Below are 21,960 nucleotides of genomic sequence, written 5' to 3'. Positions count from 1 at the left end.
GAGGAATTGCCGCCTGAGGATCTGGAACCGGATCCGGGAGACACTCAAGAACCGCCTCCGGTGGATGAAGGTGAGAACGGGGAAGGGAACGAGATGCCGGGTAATGAGAATGGGAACGGCAACGGAAATGGTAACGGGAATGGCAACGGTTCGGGCGAACCGGGCAATGGCAATGGCGAAGGCCATGGGAATGGAAACGGAAACGGATCGACTCCGCCTGACAATGGAAACGGAGCTGGGAACGGTCAGGATGGCCAGAATCCCGGCGACGGAACGGATGGCTCAGGAGATGGAACGAGCACCGGTGACGGTGGCACGGGAGGAACCGACACGGATAGCGGCAATATCCCTACGGTTCCGGGAACGATCGTGGATCCGTCGGATCCGGCGAACGCGCCTGACCAGTCCCAAGACAGCCCATAATAAATTCAGAAGCCTCCGCATGATTGCGGAGGCTTCTTTGTTTTGAGTGTGTTACCCAAATGTGGTAAGCTGGGAATACGAATGGGGAGGAAAAGTTCCATGAAACGTAAATTCGGAGATCGGGCGAATTGGCGCCGTATCACCCGCCGACACTTCACTTCCCGGTATGTGGAATGTGAGCAATTTACAGGGTATCTCACGTTATATACCATCTATGGCCTGAAAGAACCGTTGTGGAAGACATATGGCCGTCATACTTACCGAATCGCGGACAAAGGCTATTCATGGCTGCAGTATTATCCGAAGGACAGCCATTTCATCGTTACGGCCATGTTTGACGACAAGCGGAATATTGTTCAATGGTATATCGATATTTGCAAGAAGCAAGGTGTAACCGATCAGGGCGTCCCATGGTTTGACGATCTATACCTGGACGTTGTGGTCGTCAAGAATGGCGAAGTGTTTTTGCTGGATGAAGATGAGCTTGAGGATGCCCTGCGCCGGAATGATATTACCCGGGATGATTACAGGCTTGCCAAGGTGACTGCACGAAACTTGCTTCGGGCCATCGACGCACATGAATTTCCTTACTTTATGATGTCGCTGAAGCATCGCGACCAGTTATTTCATAACGGAGAGTTCAGGAGGAAGAAATAATGCGTCAGGAAATACATAAAGGCCTGCCGACCGCAGGCACAAGAAAGAGAGCATGGTATCGGCGAGGGATCTACACCCTGCTCTCGCTCGTCGTTCTCGGAGTTTTTTGGTCAGGTTATGCGTATTGGAAAATCGAAAGCGCCGTCAGCAGACCGGCGGAGAATGCGGACGTCGGCATCATTTTGGGCGCCTCCATGTGGGGAGATCAACCAAGTCCCGGCCTTCGCGAACGCCTTGAGCATGCGCTGGTTGAATATAATGCCGGTCGATTCGATACCTTCATTGTTACAGGCGGTCTGGATAAACCGGAGTATAACTATACCGAAGCTGAGGGGATGAGAAACTTCCTGGTCGAGGCAGGGGTGCCCGAAGAACGAATCTTCCTTGAGAACGAAGCTACGAGCACTTACGAGAATTTGCTATACAGCCAAGCGATCATGGAGGAGCACGGGTGGAACACCGCTATCATTGTAACCCATGATTATCACGGGACGAGGGCCATGGAGGTCGCAACGGCCCTTGGCTACGATCAACCCTCGATGTCGCTGACGGAATCTACCGTTCTGCCCATGGCCAAGCACAAGTCCCGGGAAGTGCTGGCTTATACGAAATGGACGGCCGATCGGCTGTTGATCGCCATGGGTGTCCTATGAGGACGAAACTTCTAATAAGCAGGCTGTAAATAGAATACATTGGAATAGATAGTCAGCCCTTTGGATAAAGAGGTGAGGAGCAATGAACGGGCGTGTAACGGCCGCTAACGGCCGATCTGAAGGACGGCCATCCCGGCAGATAAATGTCGTGCTCCGCAGCGCGGAACCCCCACTCATCAGCAGTGCGGTTCCGGAACGCGAACCGGCCCCTTCGCCGAACCCTGTTTCCCAGCACAGTCTATTCCAAGAAATACAAAAAGAGCTGGATCAGCTGGTAGGTCTCGAACAGATCAAGGACCTGGTGTTTGAAATCTATGCTCTGCTTCAAGTAGCCCAGATGCGTTCGGAAGCAGGCTTATTAAGCGGCGGTCATGTATACCATATGATTTTCAAGGGAAATCCCGGTACGGGCAAAACGACGGTCGCCCGCATCGTGGCGAAGCTGTTTCAGAAGATGGGCGTGCTGAATAAGGGCCACCTGGTCGAAGTGGAGCGGGCGGACCTCGTAGGCGAATATATCGGCCACACGGCACAAAAGACCAGGGAACTGGTCAAGAAGGCGTTGGGTGGCATTTTGTTCATCGACGAGGCCTACAGCCTCGCGCGCGGGGGCGAGAAGGATTTTGGCAAGGAAGCGATCGATACACTTGTCAAAGCCATGGAGGATCATAAAAACCAGTTCATTCTTATTCTGGCGGGTTACAGCGACGAGATTGATTTTTTTATGGATACGAATCCCGGTTTGCATTCCCGTTTTCCGATCCAGATGGACTTCCCGGACTACAATCTGGATCAATTGATCCAGATTTCGGAGCTGATGGCGAAGGAGAGAGACTACATCTTGATGCCGCAGTCGCTGAGCAAGCTGAAGGATCACCTGCAGCTTGAGAAGGAACACGGGCTGCACGCCTTCAGCAACGCGCGTTATGTACGGAATGTGATCGAGAAATCGATAAGGAATCAATCGGTTCGGCTGTTGAATCAATACGTAACGGGCAACCCGGGCAAGCTGGAGCTTATGACCCTGCGGCCGGAGGACTTTAAGTTAAACGGAAAATTACAATGATTTTAAGCTTGTCTTCGAACATAATGAATGGGTAACGCTGCTTTCTTTGGATCATAATGTTTATTGCAGGCAGCAGCGGTTAGTTAAATTAGGAGACGTATCGTTAGAAGGAGTTGGCTATATGACAAATATAACGCATGATACCCGGACAGAGATCGAAGATAAAGCCGTTCTGGTCAGTTTGGTAACGGACGCGGTTAAACGCACCGGAATTAATCCGGAACACTCGCTGCAGGAGCTGGTTCAGTTGGCCGAAACCGCTGGAGTAGAGGTGCTGGATGTTATTACGCAAAATAGGGAAGTGCCGGATTCCAAGTGGTTCATCGGCAAAGGGAAAGTCGAAGAGCTGCGCATGGCGATTGATGGATTAGGCGCAACCACGGCCATATTCGACCAGGAATTATCCGGGGCGCAGGTTCGAAATCTGGAAGAATCGCTTGATGTCAAGATTATCGACCGGACTCAATTGATTCTGGACATTTTCGCGCAGCGGGCGAAAACGCGTGAGGGAATCATCCAGGTGGAGCTGGCCCAGCTTACGTACCTGCTCCCGAGGTTATCGGGACATGGCAAAAATCTGTCCAGGCTCGGAGCGGGAATCGGGACGCGCGGACCGGGGGAGAGCAAGCTCGAAACCGACCGCAGGCATATTCGCGACAGAATCAGCGACCTGAAGCGGCAGCTGGATGAAGTCACCCGACACCGGACGCTCCATCGGGAACGCCGAAAGAAGAGCGGGGCCGTGCAGATTGCGCTTGTCGGTTACACCAATGCCGGCAAATCGACTTTGTTGAATCGGTTAACGGCCGCGGACGTTTACATCGAAAATCAATTGTTTGCGACGCTGGATCCCACTTCGCGCGTGCTGGAGCTGCCAAGCGGCAAAGAAGTCGTGCTTACGGATACCGTAGGATTCATACAGAATCTTCCCCATGATCTGGTGGCTGCGTTCCGTGCGACGCTGGAAGAAGCCAACGAAGCCGATCTGATCCTTCATGTCGTGGATGCTTCTTCACCTATGCGGGACGAACAGATGGCAGTGGTTCAGTCCATTCTTCAGGATTTGGGAGCCGCCGATAAACCTCAAATCGTCCTGTTTAACAAAAAGGATGCATGTGAGCCGGGCCAACTGGAAATGCTGCCGACGGGAGAGGGGCACTTAAAGATCAGCGCGTACGTTGATGAGGATTTGGAATCGGTCCGCGAAGCGATTCAGGACCGGCTCTCCGGAGGCAACGTCACGTTCCGGATTCCGGCCGACCGCGGCGATTTGAACTCGGTCGTATACCGGGTCGGAGACGTGCTGGAGCAGTCTTTTGACGAGAATGATATCCTCTATGAGGTTCGGATCAATAAAGCGGATTATGAAAAGATGGGTTATTTGCTTCATGATTACGTTCAGAATGGATCTTAAGCATAAGTATTAAATGCGCATAAGCCCCTGTTCAGGGGCTTATATTGCGTGTTCAGGGCGGTTTTGAAACGTTGATGAGTTCTATGTAACAAAAATATGTGTTAAGATGTGAGACATCATGTGTACAAGAGGAGAGAGCAGTTCGTCATGGCAAGATTTTCGCAAGATATACTTGAATTGAGCAGTGAGATTGAGTCCAAAATCAGTCGGCGTATACGGGAGATTGACACCATTGTTGATTTTAATCAGTGGAAGGTCATCGATGCTTTCCAGAAGTTTCAGGTGAGTGATTTCCATTTTGCGGGTTCCACCGGCTATGCCTATAATGATCGTGGCCGTGAAGTGCTGGATGAAGTTTACGCTGACGTATTCAGAGCCGAATCGGCCCTGGTCCGGCCCCATTTTGCTTCGGGAACCCATACGATCTCGACGGCCTTGTTCGGTGTATTAAGACCGGGGGATGAGCTGCTTTACATTACAGGACGTCCCTACGACACGCTGCATAAAGTCATTGGCGAGCCCGGGGACGGCACCGGATCGCTGCGCGATTTCGGTATCGGCTATCGTGAGGTGGCGCTGACAGAACAAGGGGACATTGATTGGGAGCAGGTCGAGAGTGCCATCGCGCCTTCAACGAAAGTTATCGGTATCCAGCGTTCCCGGGGATATGATTGGCGGTCTTCGTTTACCGTTGCCCAGATTGGCGAGATGGTTAGCCGTATACGGTCCATTCGCGAGGATGTAATCGTGTTTGTGGATAACTGCTACGGTGAGTTTACGGAGCGTCTGGAACCGACGGAGGTCGGCGTTGATCTGATGGCGGGTTCTCTAATCAAAAATCCTGGCGGAGGCATTGCCGAAACCGGCGGCTACATATGCGGCAAAGCAGCCTATGTCGAGCAGGCGGCGTATCGTCTGACTGCTCCCGGAATCGGACGTGAAGTCGGGGCTATGCTGGGAACAACCCGAGGAATCTATCAGGGCTTATTCCTGGCACCTTCCACCGTCGGGCAAGCCATCAAGGGAAGCGTCTATGCCGCCGCGATGTTTGAAGCCGTGGGATTTACGACCAAGCCGGGCTGGCAGGATGAGCGTACCGATTTGATCCAGGCGGTATCTTTTAGCGGAGCGGAACATCTGATCGCTTTTGTTCAAGGGATTCAACGGGCCGCTGCCGTGGACAGCCATGTGGTTCCCGAACCTTGGGATATGCCGGGATATGAGCATCCGGTGATCATGGCGGCAGGCACGTTCATTCAGGGAGGAAGCCTGGAATTGTCCGCGGATGCGCCTATCCGTTCACCATATATCGGCTACATGCAGGGTGGTTTGACGTATTCTCATGTTAAATATGGGGTACTTATGGCACTCCAAAGCATGAAAGATCGTAAACTATTGTAAGTTATCCTTACATGCGGTTGACGTGGCTGATCAGGAAATGTACAATAGGATCAGAATAACCACTTGGAAGGTTGATGAGATATGGGTGATGAGATTCGGAGGAATATGGCGTTATTTCCGATAGGCATTGTTATGAAGCTGACGGATCTATCTGCCAGACAAATTCGCTATTATGAGCAGCATAATTTAATTGTCCCAGCCCGTACGTCGGGCAACCAACGCCTGTTTTCCTTCAATGATGTGGAGCGACTGCTAGAGATTAAGGCTTTGATTGAAAAAGGCGTGAACATTGCCGGCATTAAACAAGTCATGAACCCGGTCACGAAAGAGTCCGAAGAGGCTACCGTCATTACGCCGGATACGGAGAACAGACGCCGTGAGATGTCGGAGTCGCAGCTGCGCCGTTTGCTGAAGCAGGAATTGATTACCGCTAAAAGACCGGGTCAGGTTTCATTGATTCAAGGGGAATTATCCCGGTTTTTTAATAAATAAGGATTGCCATGCTGTCATTCTTCATGGAGTCTAGTTTTTTATTTAAAAAGGAGAGGATAAAGTGAGTTATACCAGAGAGGACATTCTACGCATCGCCAAAGAAGAAAATGTTCGATTTATCCGCTTGCAATTTACAGATTTGCTGGGAACGATCAAAAACGTTGAAATTCCGGTAAGCCAGCTGCCTAAAGCGCTTGATAATAAAATGATGTTTGACGGTTCTTCCATCGAAGGGTATGTGCGTATCGAGGAATCCGATATGTACCTGTACCCGGATCTGGATACCTTCATGATCTTCCCTTGGGTATCCGAGGATCGCGTCGCACGTCTGATCTGTGATGTTTACATGCCGGACGGCACCCCATTTGCGGGAGATCCGCGCGGCATTCTGAAGAGAGCACTGAAGGAAGCCGAAGAGATGGGCTTCACTTCCATGAATGTCGGTCCGGAGCCGGAATTCTTCCTGTTCAAAACCGACGAAAAAGGCAATCCGACCATGGAGCTGAATGACCAGGGCGGATACTTTGACCTGGCGCCTACGGATCTCGGCGAGAACTGCCGCCGTGACATCGTGCTGACGCTGGAAGAGATGGGCTTCGAAATCGAAGCTTCTCACCACGAGGTTGCGCCTGGCCAGCACGAAATCGACTTCAAGTACGCAGATGCGATCAAAGCGGCTGACCAGATTCAAACCTTTAAATTGGTTGTTAAGACGATCGCTCGTCAGCATGGTCTGATCGCAACGTTTATGCCAAAACCGCTATTCGGCGTAAACGGCTCCGGCATGCACTGCAACCAATCGCTCTTCAAAGGCAGCGAGAACGCGTTCGTTGATGAGAGCGACGAGCTTGGCCTGAGCGTAACGGCTCGGAACTATATGGCGGGTATTCTTAAGCACGCACGCGCGTTTGCTGCGATCACGAACCCGACGGTGAACTCGTACAAACGTCTCGTGCCTGGTTACGAAGCACCTTGCTACGTGGCATGGTCTGCAAGTAACCGCAGCCCGATGATTCGTATTCCAGCATCCCGCGGTCTGAGCACGCGCATCGAAGTGCGTAACCCGGATCCGGCTGCGAATCCGTATCTGGCTCTGGCTGTCATGCTGAAAGCTGGCTTGGACGGCGTTAAGCGTGAGCTGTCGCTTCCGGCACCGATCGACCGCAACATCTACGTGATGACGGAAGAAGAGCGCATTGAGGAAGGCATCCCAAGCTTGCCGGCAAACCTGAAAGAAGCGCTTAACGAATTGATCCGCAGTGAAGTCATTTCCGATGCACTCGGTGACCATGCCCTGGCTCACTTCTACGAGCTGAAAGAGATCGAATGGGATATGTATAGAACGCAAGTTCACCAATGGGAACGCGATCAGTACATTACAATGTATTAATAGAGGAATCCCTTGCGCCGTAAGGCGTGAGGGGTTTTTATTTGTCTAAACCGTAAGTACGCTTTTAGCTTACGTGTTTGAACAACAATTCAGGTAATATAATTTTTAGCCGCTAAGGTCTTTAAGACGACACTCTATTGTTTTTATGTGATTGAATTCATCTATGAAGTCACTTACAATATAACTTGAATTCCAATATATAGGAGGTTCAGGTGATGAAAAAGAAATATATTCTATTACTCTCAGCGGCAACAATGTTAGGAGGAATGACAATAGGGGTAGGAGCTGCTCCTGCACTAGAAAAAATAAGTGCAAATTTAAATTGGGGAATTAAATATGAGGTTAATGGTGAAGATTGGGTTCCAAAAGATCAATCAGGAAAAAAACTTGCAACAATTACATACAACAACTCAAATTATATCCCTGTAAAAGCTATCTCCGAGGCACTTGGCTCTGTCGTTGAATATGATAGCAAGAATCAAAAAATTATTATCGGAGAAAAACCAGATACAACAATTATAACTAAAGAAGGAATCAAGATTAATAGTACTTCCTTTACCACAAGAGATAAGCAGTACACCGAACATAATGGAAAAGATTACGGTTCTGGTATCGTAATGAGAGAAATTAATAATTCTGAAAAAACGATCATTCTTGAACCAAAAGGAAAATATAAAGTACTAGATCTTTCGTTGTTACCGATTAATATCCGTAATGATATCTCAGTAACGATATATAATGGCAAGACAAAGATAAAAGAACTTATGCTGTCGCCTAAAGATATTGGACAGCATATCGTTATTGATATTAAAGATGCAAACCAAATTGAAGTAAATGTGAAATTTCAGAAAGATATAACAGGGGATGACACTATATTCCTGACAGGTACATATAAATAATTATTCTACAGAATCAGTTCAGTCACGCACTAATATTAGTCCATAAAGAATCTTCCCTTACCTACGGGAAGATTCTTTTTTGTTTTACGAAAAAAGGAACCTTTACCCGCTTCCATGACTCTAATTAGATGAGGTGAATCGGTTGGAGCTCGAATACTTGAAGCAGATGACGGCCATGGACAGCCAGACGCTGGATAAAATCATGAATGAATATGGAAATGATGTGTGGAATTATGCGTATTTTTTGACCAAACAGCATGCCTTGGCAGACGATATTGCACAAGAAGCCTTTATTAAGGCCTATTACGGCATACATACCTTTCGCGGTCAGGCGACGCTGAAAACGTGGCTGCTTACGATCACGCGACATACGGCGTTCCGGTACAAACAGGCTTTTTTCTTTCGGAAAGTCATCCTTAAAGACAAGCTTACCGCCAGTTCGTCAAGCCGGTCAGCGGAAGCGGAATATTTGGACGAGCAGTATACGGATGAAATATGGGCAATGATTATGACTTTGCCGAGCAAGCTTAGGGAAGTGTTGGTGCTGGACCTATACTATGAAATGCCGATGCATGAAATTGCGGAGCTGCTTCATATTGCGACAGGCACCGTAAAATCCAGATTGCATCGGGCCAGGAAACAAGTACAAAACTTAATGAAGGAGAAGAACGATGAGTGAGGATAAACCAGACTGGTACAACCGTGCTAAAAAAGCTCCTTTTTCAAATGAAAAGTTCACGTCCGTAATGAAAGAAAACGTGCATAGGTCCGTGATTTTCACTTACAGCAAACCTAAACGTCGAAAATACTTACAAGTTGGATTAGCTGGCGGGTTTATGCTTCTGATTATTTTAATTGCCTTTCAATTGCCTTTTGGCAGTGAGGAACAAGAGAGAGGAGGGACTATGCCTCCTGGTAGGGAGGAGACAATCCGGGCACAAGGCGTAACGGATGAAGGAAGGTTAAACGTTATTGCAGTTGGACAGGAAAAAATAACGACATTGGGTGCGCCGAGCTGCTTCGGTATCGAAACGGATCGGTCGTTTACCGGAAACTACAGCGTGCAGTATAGTACTAACCAAGTTACAAATGAAGTCACTACGCTGGAGGGTCTTACATTTATTCAACCGACATCTGCTCCGGTTGATATGATTCGCCTGCCGTTTCAAGCTGCCGACGTATTTATACTCGCACCGCAATATAGGGACTGTCATGGCATACAAATCTATGCGTTCGCCGTAGAGCATGAAACGGGTAAAGCCGTCCAGCTCCGATTTCAGGATGAGTCCTTGGTATCCTACTTTTCATATTATAGACCAGGTACGGCTCCCGAGGTAAAGGAGAATAAGCTTGTTCTGCAGTCCACCGAGGGACCGGGAGGCGAAGGTTCGACGGATTATGTTTCTGAAAGAATGTATCAATTAGATCTTAGGCAAAATGCGTTAGTTCTAGTGTTGCGTAAGATCGGAACGTTCTAGTGCATGTCCTAAAAAAGAGGTTACCATCCAAATAAGGAAGGTAACCTCTTATTCATAAATCTATGAAATTAGTGTACGTCCCTGAAGAGACCGATCACTTTCCCGAGAATCGTTACATGGTTCAAGCGCAGCGGCTCATAGGTAGGATTCTCCGGCTGCAATCGTACATGATCCTTCTCCTTGTAGAAGGTCTTCACGGTTGCTTCATCTTCTTCTGTCATTGCTACGACAATGTCACCATTGTCCGCGGTTTGCTGCTGGCGAACGATGACGTAGTCACCGCTGTGAATACCGGCTTCAATCATACTGTCGCCGACTACAGACAACATGAACACCTTATCGTCGCCTACATAATGCTGCGGGAGCGGGAAATAATCTTCAATGTTCTCCATGGCCGTAATCGGAACGCCTGCTGTGACTTTACCAACGACAGGCACTCTGGCAATGGTGTGCGTAAACAGATTCGCGCTCTCGGATTCTTCTTGGCCAAGCAGCTCGATCGCTCTTGGTTTCGTAGGGTCACGGCGGATCAGGCCTTTCTTCTCCAAACGGTCCAGATGACCATGGACCGTAGAACTGGAAGCTAGTCCGACAGCCTCGCCGATTTCCCGGACAGAAGGCGGGTAACCCTTGCTACGAACTTCGTTGCGGATAAACTCTAAGATCGCCAGCTGGCGGCTGGATATTTTCGACATGCCGTATCAACCCCATTTAGTAACGTTTGGGAAAATTATAACATAGAACTACCGTTCGTACAAACATAAGTTCTAAAATAAAAATAGAACAAATGTTCTTTTGGGTATTGAATCAAACAAGTGTTCGTGTTAAGATGAATCCATAAGAGAACACTTGTTTGGGAGATGATGATTCCATGTTGAAATACAGTACATACCGCAGCATTTATGAGAACGTTCCGGTGGTAACAGAACAATCATCGAAGACTTGGGGCATTTACTTGAAATCGAAGATAGCTTCGATCCCTTTGAATAAATTGCTGTTCACCCTGCTTATTGTAGCCATCTTTTGGACAGGTGCATATTCCGTTTTTGCCGGGGGGACAGAGAAGCCGACTGGAGAGAAGCAGGTGATCGTTCAATATGGCGATAGCTTGTGGCGAATTGCTTCCCTTCACAAACCTGCGGATATGGATACACGCGTATATCTGGATAGCATACGAAGAATGAACGGATTGAAGGGTCCGGACATACAGGCTGGAGAAGTGCTGTCATTGCCGGTTTGGTGATTTGGCGTTGCTGCTAACCAATAGGCATTCATACTCCATATAATCACCACATACTGCTGGTTACTTCCTGTTTAATGACACATCATATTCTGCTTGTCAGATTGAATCATTTACGCGTAATCGCGCGTTTACAATAGATAACTATAGATTACCTCCCCATAGACGGTATTCGTTTATGCGCATCATATGTTCCTATTTGTTCTTAGAAGAGTTTGCAAGGGCGCAGTTGCCTTGACAAGCTCTTTTTCACATGTTTAAGTTATACATGATATCGAAATTGGAGGAGAAGTCATGGACATCGATACTTTGGTAGAACGCATCAATGTATTAGCAAGAAAGAAGAAGAATGAAGGGTTGACCGAGGAGGAGCTCAAAGAACGGGCCGAGCTTCGGGAATTATACCTTAACAATATTCGCAGTAACTTTAGACAACAGCTGGAATCGATTGAATGGGTTGATGAAAACGAACAAAAAGGCGGCCCGCGATTAAAGCACTAGTCGATTAACCGTTCAACGATTATATTCAGCGGATCCGTGAACAGATAGAAGGATAGCATAATAATACTTGGGGTAACGGTCATTCGGAGAATCGATTACGGTTACCCCAAGTTTATATGGTTTATAAACATTTTGAATATGAGTTCAGGGGGAACCAAATGTCACGTTCATGGGAAAGAAAAGTCAGCAAAAATATGTCGCAACTTAACAAACAGCGCAAAAAGCAGGGGCTGACCTCGTATCAAGGTTCTGCGATTAATGATAAGCATGACGTGTTTAAGGGACGTAAGTATGTACTTCCGTTAGTGCTTGTTGCATTGGCCGGTTTGTATGCGCTTCTCGGAACGGCAACTTCACAGGCAGCCGGCGGAAGCAATGATGTATTGAATTGGGTTGGCGTCAGCTTGTATATCCTGTTGGCGCTCATGATATTTCTCCGCAAGCCTTATTTGAAGATTGAGCGCGCTTCCGTGTCGACCATGAAGTTCAACCGGGAACGCCGTCTGGCCGTATCCGATATCGAGAAGATCAAATTGGCTTCGGGTTCCGTCGTGATCCAAGGCAAGGGAAAAGCAGGCAACTGGGTGTTCTCCCGTATGATGAATCTTTACGATACCAAAGCCATGGGCGAAAGATTGGAAGAGTTCGCAAAAACTCATCAAATTCCAGTGGAGCACAACTAACCCGATAGAGTAGATCACAATGTATATGAGGAGTGGGAGAGAAATGCCGATTGCTGCGGTTTTGTTTGATTTGGACGATACGTTGTTATGGGATGAACGCAGTGTAGAAGAAGCGTTTGAAGTGACATGCCAAGCCGGAGCGGCGGAAACCGCCGTTGATGCCGGCGCGCTTTTGGCCGCGGTGCGGGAGGAAGCAAGAGCATTGTATGAATCCTATGATACTTTTGCTTTTACCAAGATGATCGGAATCAATCCGTTTGAGAGGGCTTGTGGGCTAATTTTACGGCAGGATCCCAGCCCGAATTCCGAAAGCTGCAAGAATTGGCTCCCGTATATCGTAAGGAATCCTGGCGGCGCGGACTTCATCGCCTTGGCGTTGATAATGAAGCGTTGGCGGAGACGTTGGCAGCGCAATTTGCGGCGGAACGCAGAACAAGACCTTATGTATATGAAGAAACCTTTGAAGTGCTGAAGGAATTGCAGGGTAACGTGAAGCTGCTGCTTCTTACGAACGGAAGTCCGGATTTGCAGCAGGAGAAGCTTGATGGCGTTCCCGAACTGGTCCCTTATTTTGACCACATTATTATCTCGGGTGATTTCGGCAAAGGCAAGCCGGATGTTTCCATATTCAAGCATGCACTTGATCTGTTAGGCGTCGAGGCGGATCAGGCCGTAATGGTGGGAGATAAGCTGACCACAGATATTAAAGGCGGGAATGCCGCAGGACTGCATACGGTTTGGATCAATCGAGTAGACCGGCCTCATGATCCGGCCATTCAGCCGAAGTATGAGATCAAACATTTATCCGAGCTGCATGCTATTGTGGCGTCCTTATAAATGACGTGATTAAGAGTTCACGACTACTATACAAGATACATTAGCGAGATATAATAGCGTACATAGGAACAGTCCTGGCAGCAGCTGCTGCCATTCGGGGCTGTTTTTTGTTGGTTGCCATATTTGAAAGAAAAGAGGCTGTTGGCAGTGACAAACGTCACACAATTGTAAGCTGCATGAGATAGAAGTTAAAGAATAATGCGATATAATGAATTAGGAAAATGACGCTGTTTGGAATGGACCATTACGTGAATAAATCATACATAGCATGAATTCGTAAAAGAGGTGGTTGGATGACCAGGAAAAAGTTGGCCTTTATTGCAGCCATGGTGTTGATGGCGGTTGCGCTTGCCGCATGCAATGACAGCAAGGCGGAACCCAGTGATGATGTGATGGCGGAGCCGATTATCGTAGAGCTCTCTCTGACCCCAGAGAGCATTAAGGCAGGGGAGAAAGTGTTGATCGAAGCGAAGGTAACACAAGCAGGCAGCCCGGTCGAAGATGCAAATGACGTGGAATTCGAAGTGACGCTGGAAGGCGGAGGCGTTCAGGCAAAGGTTCCGGTCAAGCATGATCAAGGCGGGATCTACAAAATGGAGAAAACCTTCGAGGAAGCAGGAACCTATCGCATCGTTTCCCATGTCACGGCAAGAGGGCAGCACTCCATGCCGCTGAAAGAACTGACGGTAACCGAGTAATACACAACAATACACAGCCAATAAATAAGGCAGCGCATCCATCCGTTGGGCGGATCATGCGCTGCCTTATTCCATTATCCTATTCAGTCAGCCGCATTAGGCTTATTGGAATTGGGGATCTTCTACCGGAGTAGCTACCCAGCCGTTCTCTTCAATAAAGAGACGAACCGCGATGATCTGCTTGTTCTCCATCAGTGTGAAGAAATGAGGCGTGTTTTCCGGTACGGAGATAACATCGCCCGGCTCAAGCTCTACGTTAAAGTAACCGACATCGTCGGAGCCTTTAATAATGAAGATCCCTTTACCGCCAACGATCGCACGGATTTCGTCTTCCGAGTGGGTGTGAACTTCTTCGAATTTTTTAAGCAGGTCCTCTATATTGGGCGTGGACTCGGAAAGCGTGATGACATCCCAAATTTTGTAGCCGCGTCTTGCAGCCAGGTCGCGAATTTCTTCGTCAAAAGTGTCCAAAATACGCTGCTTATCGTCATCACTCAGCTTGAAATTTTCTTGAAGATCTGCCGGGAGTTTATCCATATTCCAATGCTCATAAACAACCTCTTGGTTATTCAGGAATTCCCGAACATTTTCTTCCCCAGTAATGCGTTCGTTCGTGTTGCGAATCACGATTTCTGCCATAGCTTTAACCCTCTTTCTCCCGTTGGATTAATATGTATTATAGCCCCCCTCACAGCATTTGTCATCTGCAAATGTTGATTTGTACCGATAGCTGCGCAATATTTCGGCTTTTCTATTGAAAAGTATTCTGATACACTAAGATTTAACGTTTTCGGGGGAGGTTTATGAGTTGAACAAGCCTAGCTTACAAGAAGTGCTTAAAGAACGAATATTAATTCTTGACGGTGCCATGGGCACGATGATCCAGCAAGAGGACCTCTCGGCTGAAGATTTTGGCGGTCCGGAGCTGGATGGCTGCAATGAAATGCTGGTCATTCATCGGCCCGACGTCATTCAAAAAATACATGAACAATATCTTGAAGCAGGTGCCGACCTGATTGAAACCAATACATTTGGCGCAACCTCCGTTGTGCTTGCTGAATACGATATACCTGAACTTGCCCGGGAAATCAACCTGAAAGCGGCTCATCTGGCCCGCGCTGCAGTTGAGAAATATTCCACGCCGGACAGCCCGCGATATGTCGTGGGTGCGATGGGTCCGACAACCAAGACGCTGTCGGTTACCGGCGGCGTGACCTTCGCCGAATTGATCAAGAGTTACGAGGAGCAAGCCGTAGCCTTGATTGAAGGCGGCGTGGATGCCCTGTTGCTCGAAACATCGCAGGATACGCTAAACGTGAAAGCGGGGAGCATTGGGATTCGACAAGCGTTTGATAAGACAGGCGTCACCCTTCCCATCATGATATCCGGCACAATCGAACCGATGGGAACAACGCTTGCGGGACAGAACATCGAGGCGTTTTACATTTCTTTGGAACACTTGAATCCGGTATCCATCGGCCTGAACTGTGCAACGGGTCCGGAGTTCATGCGCGACCATATCCGTTCCTTGTCCGAAATGTCGAGAAGCGCGATCAGCTGTTATCCGAATGCCGGTCTGCCTGACGAGAATGGTCAATACCATGAATCTCCTGAATCGCTTGCCCAAAAAATGGGGGCTTTTGCTGAAAAAGGTTGGCTTAATATCGCAGGGGGATGCTGCGGTACGACACCTGACCACATCCGGGCTTTAAAACAAACGATGGATGGCTTCACCCCACGTCCGCTTGAGGGCGGGCACTTGCCGGCATTGTCCGGCATCGAGCCGGTATATATCGAGCAGGAAAACCGCCCGTATATGGTGGGCGAGAGAACAAACGTTCTGGGTTCGCGCAAATTTAAGCGTTTGATCGTGGAAGGAAAATATGAGGAAGCCTCCGAAATCGCTCGTGCTCAAGTCAAGAATGGCGCCCATGTCATTGATGTATGCGTACAGGATCCGGATCGCGAAGAAGCCGAGGATATGATCCAATTCCTGGAGCTGGTGGTCAAAAAGGTGAAGGTGCCGCTGATGATCGATACAACCGATCCGGCGGTCATTGACTTGGCCCTGCAATATTCGCAAGGGAAAGCGATCATTAACTCCATTAACCTTGAAGACGGCGAGGAGAAATTTGAGCATGTGACTCCGTTGGTGCACAAATACGGCGCTGCGGTCGTCGTAGGGACCATCGATGAGAGCGGTCAAGCGATCCACCGCGACGACAAACTCAAGGTGGCGCAGCGGTCTTATGATCTCTTGGTGAACAAATACGGCATTTCGCCTGAGGATATTATTTTCGACACGCTTGTATTCCCTGTAGGTACGGGCGACGAGCAGTACATCGGATCAGCCAAGGAAACGATTGAGGGCATTCGCATGATAAAAGAAGCCATGCCCAAAGTGCATACGATCCTCGGCATCAGCAATGTTTCCTTCGGATTGCCGGAAGCGGGCCGTGAAGTGCTGAACTCCGTGTATCTGTACGAATGCACGAAGGCCGGATTGGACTACGCAATCGTGAACACGGAAAAGCTCGAGCGCTATGCCTCCATTCCGGAGGAAGAGCGGCGTCTGGCGGAGGAACTGATTTATCGAACCAATGATGAGACGCTGGCGGCATTCGTCGCCGCGTTCAGGGATAAAAAGGTAGAGAAGAAGGTAAAGGTATCCAATCTGACGCTGGAAGAAAGACTTGCCTCTTATGTGGTGGAAGGCTCTAAGGAAGGTCTTATTCCGGATTTGGATGTAGCTTTGACCAAATACGGCGCGCTGGAGATCATTAACGGCCCGCTAATGGCAGGGATGACCGAGGTTGGTCGCTTGTTTAACAACAACGAGCTCATTGTGGCGGAGGTGCTGCAAAGCGCCGAAGTGATGAAAGCCTCCGTGGCGTATTTGGAATCCTTTATGGAGAAAAACGAGTCGTCGGTCAAAGGGAAAATCATGCTCGCCACCGTGAAGGGCGACGTCCATGATATCGGTAAAAACCTGGTGGAGATCATCTTGTCCAACAATGGTTACCAAATCATTAATTTGGGTATAAAAGTACCACCGGAGCAAATTATCGAGGCTTACCGTCGGGAGCAGCCTGATGCCATCGGGTTGTCCGGTTTGTTGGTGAAATCGGCGCAGCAGATGGTATCCACCGCCCAGGACTTGAAAAACGCGGGCATTAGCGTTCCGATCATGGTTGGCGGGGCCGCGCTGACGCGGAAGTTCACGAAGACGCGCATCCGCCCCGAATATGACGGAATGGTGCTCTACGCGAAAGACGCGATGGACGGGCTTGCATTGGCCAACCAGCTGAGCGATCCGGTGCTGCGGACCCAAATGGCGGAAGAGATTAAGGCGGAGCAGGAAGCGGATGCAGCGGCACCACAGGTTGTAAAAGTAATGCCGAAACTGTCTGAAGGACTCCGATCCAAAATATCGACCGAAGCCCCGGTGTATATACCGCCGGATATGGAGCGGCATGTGCTCCGGAATTATCCGATTTCGCACATCCTGCCTTATATCAACATGCAAATGCTGTTGGGACATCATTTAGGCCTGAAAGGATCCGTGGAACAGCTGCTCAAAGCCAATGATCCGAAGGCGGTTTCGCTTAAGGAAACCGTTGACGGTATTCTGGAAGAGGCAGTTCAATCGGGAATCATACAGGCACATGCTATGTACCGTTTCTTCCCGGCGCAGTCGCGAGGAAATGATATTATCATATACGATCCAAAGGATGCATCGAAAATATTGCATACCTTTACGTTTCCAAGACAGCAGGTGGAACCGTATCTGTGTTTGGCGGACTTCCTGAAATCCGTAGACAGCGGGGTGATGGATTACGTCGGGTTCCTGGTCGTTACGGCAGGGCACGGCGTCGGAAAATTGTCCGGGGAATGGAAGGATAAAGGCGACTATCTCCGTTCCCATGCACTTCAATCGGTTGCCCTGGAAACGGCTGAAGGGCTGGCAGAGCGAATTCACCATATGATGCGGGATACGTGGGGATACCCCGATCCGGCAGACATGACGATGAAACAGCGCCTGGGAGCGAGATACCAAGGCATTCGCGTATCCTTCGGATATCCGGCATGTCCGGATCTGGAGGATCAGGAGCCTTTATTCAAATTGATGCAGCCAGAAGATATCGGCGTTCATCTTACCGAAGGTTTCATGATGGAACCCGAGGCGTCGGTATCCGCGATGGTGTTCAGCCATCCGGAGGCTCATTATTTTAACGTGGATAAAGCTTAACATTTGAATACCGGTACAGCCGGTTTGAAATCCTCCGAATGTTTCGGGGGATTTCTCCGGTTTACAACCGAAAGGGGAGAAGAGGGATGGAACTCTATTTTCTAGGAACAAATGCGGGGGTTCCGACGCTGCAGCGTAACGTGACCTCGATTGCACTGCGAATGCTGGAAGAACGAAGAAGTCTGTGGCTGTTTGATTGTGGAGAAGGCACGCAGCATCAAATATTAAAGTCCCCGCTCAAGCTGTCCAAGCTTGAAAAGGTATTCATTACCCATATGCATGGTGATCATGTATTCGGCTTGCCAGGTTTGCTATCCAGCCGAGGTGCCCAAGGGGTAACATCACCCCTGACGATATATGGTCCCCCAGGCATTAAAGTCTTCATTGAAACTACGCTCAGCATCAGCCAATCGCGTGTTCCTTATACGATGGAGGTCATTGAGCACACCGGTGGCGTGTTGTTTGAGGACGATAACTTCCTTGTGGAATCGGCCAAGCTGGATCACAGGGCCGAGAGTTACGGCTACCGTGTCGTGGAGAAGGATCTCCCCGGCAGTTTGGACCTGAAACGGTTGGCGGACTATGGACTCAAGCCAGGGCCGCTCTATGGCAAGCTGAAAAGAGGGGAAAGCGTGGAACTCGGCGACGGCCGATGGATTCATGCCTCGGATGTGCTCCTGACACCGAAAAAAGGGAGGGTGGTCACGATTCTCGGGGATACGCGGCCATGCGCAGGCGTGGAGGCTTTGGCCAAGGACGCGGATCTCCTGGTCCATGAGGCCACGTTCATGGAGGATCTGGCGGAGCTGGCGCACGAATACTATCACAGTACCGCCAAACAGGCGGCGGAAGCGGCTAAACGGGCTGGGGTAAAAGCGCTGTTCTTGACCCACTTCAGCTCCCGGTATAAGGATATCGATCATTTGCAGCCGCTGCTCAACGAAGCGCGGGAGATATTTGCGAATACGCGATTGGCGGAGGATTTCGGGTTATATCCAATCCAGCGTTCCTAGGCACGCACAGCGGTGAATTGCGGGGAAATATCGGGTGGTCGGGGGCATTATTTTCCGGGAAAGCGCAGGATGCGACAAAGCGGTTCATAAACGCTAAGGCTTGGACAGTCTTCGATTTCTTTCGACGCGTCGACCGTCAGAATGTAGCGATCGGCATGAACCTTGCAACCGGTAATGGGCTTCTTTACAATAATACTATCGGTATGTCTAAGTTCATTATAGTAAAGGACAGCTGAATGCCCGTAGCCATACATATATTTATGATGATTAACCCTTACGACACGGCCTTGAATGGTCACCTTTTCATCAGATGAATCATTTATGCCGTGAAGGAAAGAAATAAAGAAGGTGCATTTATTCATGGAAAAACCAAAAGGATTGCTGATTGACCTGGACGGAACGCTGTACCATGGCCGGAATCGAATCGAGGGGGCCGACCTGCTGATCGAACGGTTGAAAGAACTGCAGATTCCGTTCCTGTATGTAACGAACAATTCTTCACGCACGCCGGAGCAGGTGGCGGCTCACCTGATGGAGATGGGGATTCCTGCCTTGCCGGAGGAAGTATGCACATCCTCCCTCGCCGCAGCTAAATATATCGCTGAGGAGTCGCCCGGTGCCAAGGTGGCGATGCTCGGCGAAGAGGGACTTCGCGAAGCGCTGTTGTCTGTTGGCCTTACCATCGTGGAGCAGTCCCCTGAATACGTCATTCAAGGAATCGACCGCTCGTTTGATTACGAGAAGTTAACCCGCGCCGTTCGCTGGATTCAGGAGGGAGCTGTGTCGATCTTGACCAATCCGGATCTGCAGCTGCCATCCGATACCGGCCTGATGCCTGGTGCTGGCTCGCTTGGGGCTGCGGTCGAGGCCGCTTCGGGAGTTAAGCCGACGGTTATCGGTAAGCCGTCCTCGATCTTGATGAAGTATGCCTCGGATCGCTTGGGTTTAGCTCCGGAAGAAACTTATGTAATCGGAGATAATATCCGTACGGATATTGCTGCTGGCGTGCATGCCGGCTGCAAGACGGTTCTCGTCATGACCGGAATCACGACCGATTGCAATATGGAAGCGCATATGGAAGCCGCCGGCGTCACGCCAGACTATATATGCCGGGATTTGAACGAAGTGATCAGCCTGCTGTGTTCATGATAAGCAAAAGTATTATACATAAACTTGTGTGTTGACGAAAGGGAAGATGAATCATGCCGGAACTGCCGGAAATGGAGAATTACCGAAGATTGTTATCTCAGAGCATTCTGAATGTGCCGATCACCGATGTGGTCGTGAACCGTGAAAAATCCTTGAATGTGACGATTGACGAGTTTACTTCGGCCCTGAAGGGAAGCAAGGTCATTTTTGTGGAGCGGAGAGGAAAACACCTCATTTTCCATTTGCACAACGGAGGCAGACTGCTGCTGCACCTGATGCTGGGGGGTATTTTGTATCTCGGACGCAGGGATGAGGAACGCCCTTCCCGTTCGACCCAGGTCGAGATCACGTTCGGTGACCAGGTGCTGTATTTTATCGGCCTTCGCCTAGGCTATCTGCATTTTCTAACAGCGAGGGAGACCGAGAATGCCCTAAAAGACCTTGGCCCTGAGCTCCTGGATCGGCGAATGACCAAAGCGCGCTTCGTCGAACTGATTGGAAAACGGCGGGGCGCCTTAAAAACGACGCTGGTCAATCAACAAGTCGTCGCCGGCATCGGCAACTGTTATGCGGACGAGATCGCTTTTGATGCCCGAATCCACCCGCTATCAAAAATTCAGGATTTGCCGGAGGAGTCGCTAGAGCAGCTGTACGACAGCGCCGTCAAATTGATGCACGAGGCGACGGACGGCGGAGGATACATGGAAATGCCCTTTCAGGAAGGGGATGAGCTGACAGGTGCTTATAATGACGAATGCAAAGTGTACGACCGTGGAGGAGAGCCCTGCGTTCGCTGCGGTACGCCGATCGTGAAGGCGGAGCACGCCTCGCGCAAAATTTTCTTTTGCCCGAATTGCCAGCATGAAGTCTAAAGTCCGGATTGGAAGCCATGTCAGCACACGGGGCGGATTTCTTGCAGCAGCCCAGCATGCAGCCGGTATCGGTTCACTGGCGTATCAGTATTTTCCGAAAAATCCGCGCAGTCTTCACTTGAAGACGGATGTCCGCAATGCTGCGGCCTGTGCGCAGTTTTGTCAGGAGCAGGGTCTCGTTTCGATCGCGCACACGCCTTATCCAACGAATATGGCGGTTGGTTTGACCCGGGGAGAAGAGTTTTATCGATTGACCGTGGATTCCCTGAAGAATGATCTTATGATTGCCGAGGCTTGCGGATCGCTGGGCATCGTTGTACATTTTGGGCATCTCAAGAGCCAGGACGTGCTTGAAGGGTACCAGAACATAATTCGCTGCATGAATGATGTGCTGGCCTCCTGGGCGGGCAGGGCCAAGCTGCTGATCGAGAATCAGGCGGGAGACCATGGAGCTATGGGAATGACGCTTGAAGAGTGCGTAAAGGTTAGACAGCTTGCCGATCACCCGGAAAAAATAGGCTTTTGCCTGGATACCTGCCACTTGTTTGCCGCAGGAGGTTGGGACATATCGAATACGGATGAGCTCCTTGCCAGAGGCAAGTCGCTAGCCTATTGGGAATCGACGGTAGCCGTTCATCTAAACGATTCGAAATATGGAGCCGGCTCAAGAAAAGATCGCCATGCCCGCATCGGGCAAGGCATGATAGGCACAGAAGCGTTGAAGCGCCTGGTTCTGTCACCGGAACTTGCGGGTAAGGCATTTGTCCTGGAAAGTGAAAAAGGAGCTGACGGCACGCATCGGGAAGACATCGCCAAGGTGCTGTCATGGTCCTGATAGGGAGAGG

At 49.6% G+C, this 21,960-nt stretch carries 21 protein-coding genes and 2 pseudogenes; 21 read left to right on the top strand and 2 right to left on the bottom strand.

The features are described from left to right. The 11 genes and pseudogenes from HMPREF9412_RS31890 to HMPREF9412_RS31480 all read left to right on the top strand — a co-directional run. A pseudogene (locus tag HMPREF9412_RS31890) lies at nt 1-423 on the top strand (penicillin-binding protein); the annotation flags it as partial. 99 nt (nt 424-522) lie between these two features. Then, the gene (locus HMPREF9412_RS31525) at nt 523-1,080 is read left to right on the top strand and encodes a DUF402 domain-containing protein (RefSeq protein WP_009596011.1); all 558 of its coding nucleotides are present in this window, start codon (nt 523-525) and stop codon (nt 1,078-1,080) included. After that, on the top strand, nt 1,080-1,733 hold the full coding sequence (locus tag HMPREF9412_RS31520; RefSeq protein WP_009595988.1) for a YdcF family protein: 654 nt from the start codon (nt 1,080-1,082) through the stop codon (nt 1,731-1,733). Before HMPREF9412_RS31525 ends, HMPREF9412_RS31520 begins: the two co-directional genes overlap by 1 nt. An 82-nt stretch (nt 1,734-1,815) precedes the next feature. Further along, nucleotides 1,816-2,799, top strand: coding sequence for an AAA family ATPase (locus HMPREF9412_RS31515; RefSeq protein ID WP_036674251.1), 984 nt, complete (start codon nt 1,816-1,818; stop codon nt 2,797-2,799). A gap of 121 nt (nt 2,800-2,920) precedes the next feature. Next, nucleotides 2,921-4,213: a GTPase HflX gene (gene hflX, locus HMPREF9412_RS31510; RefSeq protein WP_009595983.1), complete on the top strand. Its 1,293-nt coding sequence runs from the start codon at nt 2,921-2,923 to the stop codon at nt 4,211-4,213. Nucleotides 4,214-4,360: 147 nt separating this feature from the next. Next, nucleotides 4,361-5,614 (top strand): methionine gamma-lyase family protein, encoded by a 1,254-nt coding sequence (locus HMPREF9412_RS31505; RefSeq protein WP_009595978.1) that lies wholly within the window; start codon nt 4,361-4,363, stop codon nt 5,612-5,614. 81 nt (nt 5,615-5,695) lie between these two features. Then, nucleotides 5,696-6,106 carry a MerR family transcriptional regulator gene (locus tag HMPREF9412_RS31500; RefSeq protein WP_006209652.1) on the top strand — a complete coding sequence of 137 codons (411 nt, stop codon included), beginning with the start codon at nt 5,696-5,698 and terminating at the stop codon, nt 6,104-6,106. A 61-nt stretch (nt 6,107-6,167) separates the two neighbouring features. Further along, nucleotides 6,168-7,496: a type I glutamate--ammonia ligase gene (gene glnA / locus HMPREF9412_RS31495; RefSeq protein WP_009596000.1), complete on the top strand. Its 1,329-nt coding sequence runs from the start codon at nt 6,168-6,170 to the stop codon at nt 7,494-7,496. A gap of 215 nt (nt 7,497-7,711) precedes the next feature. Next, complete coding sequence (locus tag HMPREF9412_RS31490; protein WP_036674245.1) at nt 7,712-8,395, top strand: stalk domain-containing protein; 684 nt, start codon at nt 7,712-7,714, stop codon at nt 8,393-8,395. Nucleotides 8,396-8,561: 166 nt separating this feature from the next. After that, nucleotides 8,562-9,074, top strand: a complete 513-nt coding sequence (locus HMPREF9412_RS31485; protein WP_441295391.1) for an RNA polymerase sigma factor — start codon at nt 8,562-8,564, stop codon at nt 9,072-9,074. Next, complete coding sequence (locus HMPREF9412_RS31480) at nt 9,067-9,873, top strand: hypothetical protein (RefSeq protein ID WP_009596020.1); 807 nt, start codon at nt 9,067-9,069, stop codon at nt 9,871-9,873. Before HMPREF9412_RS31485 ends, HMPREF9412_RS31480 begins: the two co-directional genes overlap by 8 nt. Nucleotides 9,874-9,941: 68 nt before the next feature. Here the strand turns inward: HMPREF9412_RS31480 and lexA are convergent, their stop codons facing one another. Further along, nucleotides 9,942-10,568: a transcriptional repressor LexA gene (lexA, locus tag HMPREF9412_RS31475; RefSeq protein ID WP_009596010.1), complete on the bottom strand. Its 627-nt coding sequence runs from the start codon at nt 10,566-10,568 to the stop codon at nt 9,942-9,944. A gap of 176 nt (nt 10,569-10,744) precedes the next feature. Here lexA and HMPREF9412_RS31470 point away from each other — a divergent pair, with 176 nt between their 5' ends. The 5 genes and pseudogenes from HMPREF9412_RS31470 to HMPREF9412_RS31450 all read left to right on the top strand — a co-directional run bounded on the left by HMPREF9412_RS31470 (nt 10,745) and on the right by HMPREF9412_RS31450 (nt 13,832). Continuing rightward, on the top strand, nt 10,745-11,116 hold the full coding sequence (locus tag HMPREF9412_RS31470; protein ID WP_009596006.1) for a LysM peptidoglycan-binding domain-containing protein: 372 nt from the start codon (nt 10,745-10,747) through the stop codon (nt 11,114-11,116). 291 nt (nt 11,117-11,407) lie between these two features. Continuing rightward, nucleotides 11,408-11,614: a DUF896 domain-containing protein gene (locus HMPREF9412_RS31465; protein WP_009596017.1), complete on the top strand. Its 207-nt coding sequence runs from the start codon at nt 11,408-11,410 to the stop codon at nt 11,612-11,614. 158 nt (nt 11,615-11,772) lie between these two features. Next, nucleotides 11,773-12,297 carry a hypothetical protein gene (locus HMPREF9412_RS31460; RefSeq protein WP_009596012.1) on the top strand — a complete coding sequence of 175 codons (525 nt, stop codon included), beginning with the start codon at nt 11,773-11,775 and terminating at the stop codon, nt 12,295-12,297. Nucleotides 12,298-12,340: 43 nt separating this feature from the next. Then, nucleotides 12,341-13,134: pseudogene (locus HMPREF9412_RS31455) on the top strand (HAD family hydrolase). A 293-nt stretch (nt 13,135-13,427) separates the two neighbouring features. Then, nucleotides 13,428-13,832 (top strand): FixH family protein, encoded by a 405-nt coding sequence (locus HMPREF9412_RS31450; RefSeq protein ID WP_009595999.1) that lies wholly within the window; start codon nt 13,428-13,430, stop codon nt 13,830-13,832. Between the two features lie 102 nt (nt 13,833-13,934). Here HMPREF9412_RS31450 and HMPREF9412_RS31445 read toward each other — a convergent pair whose 3' ends face one another. Then, entirely contained in the window at nt 13,935-14,471 is a 537-nt protein-coding gene (locus HMPREF9412_RS31445) for a cupin domain-containing protein (RefSeq protein WP_009595976.1), read from the bottom strand. Nucleotides 14,472-14,640: 169 nt separating this feature from the next. On the opposite strand from HMPREF9412_RS31445, the gene metH reads away from it, so the two are divergent. The 5 genes from metH (at nt 14,641) to HMPREF9412_RS31420 (ending at nt 21,950) form a co-directional block, all read left to right on the top strand. Further along, the gene (gene metH / locus HMPREF9412_RS31440; RefSeq protein WP_009596014.1) at nt 14,641-18,081 is read left to right on the top strand and encodes a methionine synthase; all 3,441 of its coding nucleotides are present in this window, start codon (nt 14,641-14,643) and stop codon (nt 18,079-18,081) included. A gap of 86 nt (nt 18,082-18,167) precedes the next feature. Continuing rightward, nucleotides 18,168-19,094 carry a ribonuclease Z gene (gene rnz / locus HMPREF9412_RS31435; RefSeq protein ID WP_009595981.1) on the top strand — a complete coding sequence of 309 codons (927 nt, stop codon included), beginning with the start codon at nt 18,168-18,170 and terminating at the stop codon, nt 19,092-19,094. 360 nt (nt 19,095-19,454) lie between these two features. Continuing rightward, on the top strand, nt 19,455-20,243 hold the full coding sequence (locus HMPREF9412_RS31430) for a TIGR01457 family HAD-type hydrolase (RefSeq protein WP_009595995.1): 789 nt from the start codon (nt 19,455-19,457) through the stop codon (nt 20,241-20,243). Nucleotides 20,244-20,296: 53 nt separating this feature from the next. After that, a complete protein-coding gene (locus HMPREF9412_RS31425; protein ID WP_009596002.1) occupies nt 20,297-21,115 on the top strand; it encodes an Fpg/Nei family DNA glycosylase in 819 nt (272 codons plus the stop codon). Beyond that, a complete protein-coding gene (locus tag HMPREF9412_RS31420) occupies nt 21,105-21,950 on the top strand; it encodes a deoxyribonuclease IV (protein ID WP_009595996.1) in 846 nt (281 codons plus the stop codon). Before HMPREF9412_RS31425 ends, HMPREF9412_RS31420 begins: the two co-directional genes overlap by 11 nt. The last annotated feature ends 10 nt before the right edge of the window (nt 21,951-21,960 follow it).

Source organism: Paenibacillus sp. HGF5 (genome assembly GCF_000204455.1).
In the GTDB taxonomy this organism is placed as follows: Bacteria; Bacillota; Bacilli; order Paenibacillales; family Paenibacillaceae; genus Paenibacillus_AQ; species Paenibacillus_AQ lautus_A.
This window is presented reverse-complemented; position numbering and strand designations above follow the sequence as displayed.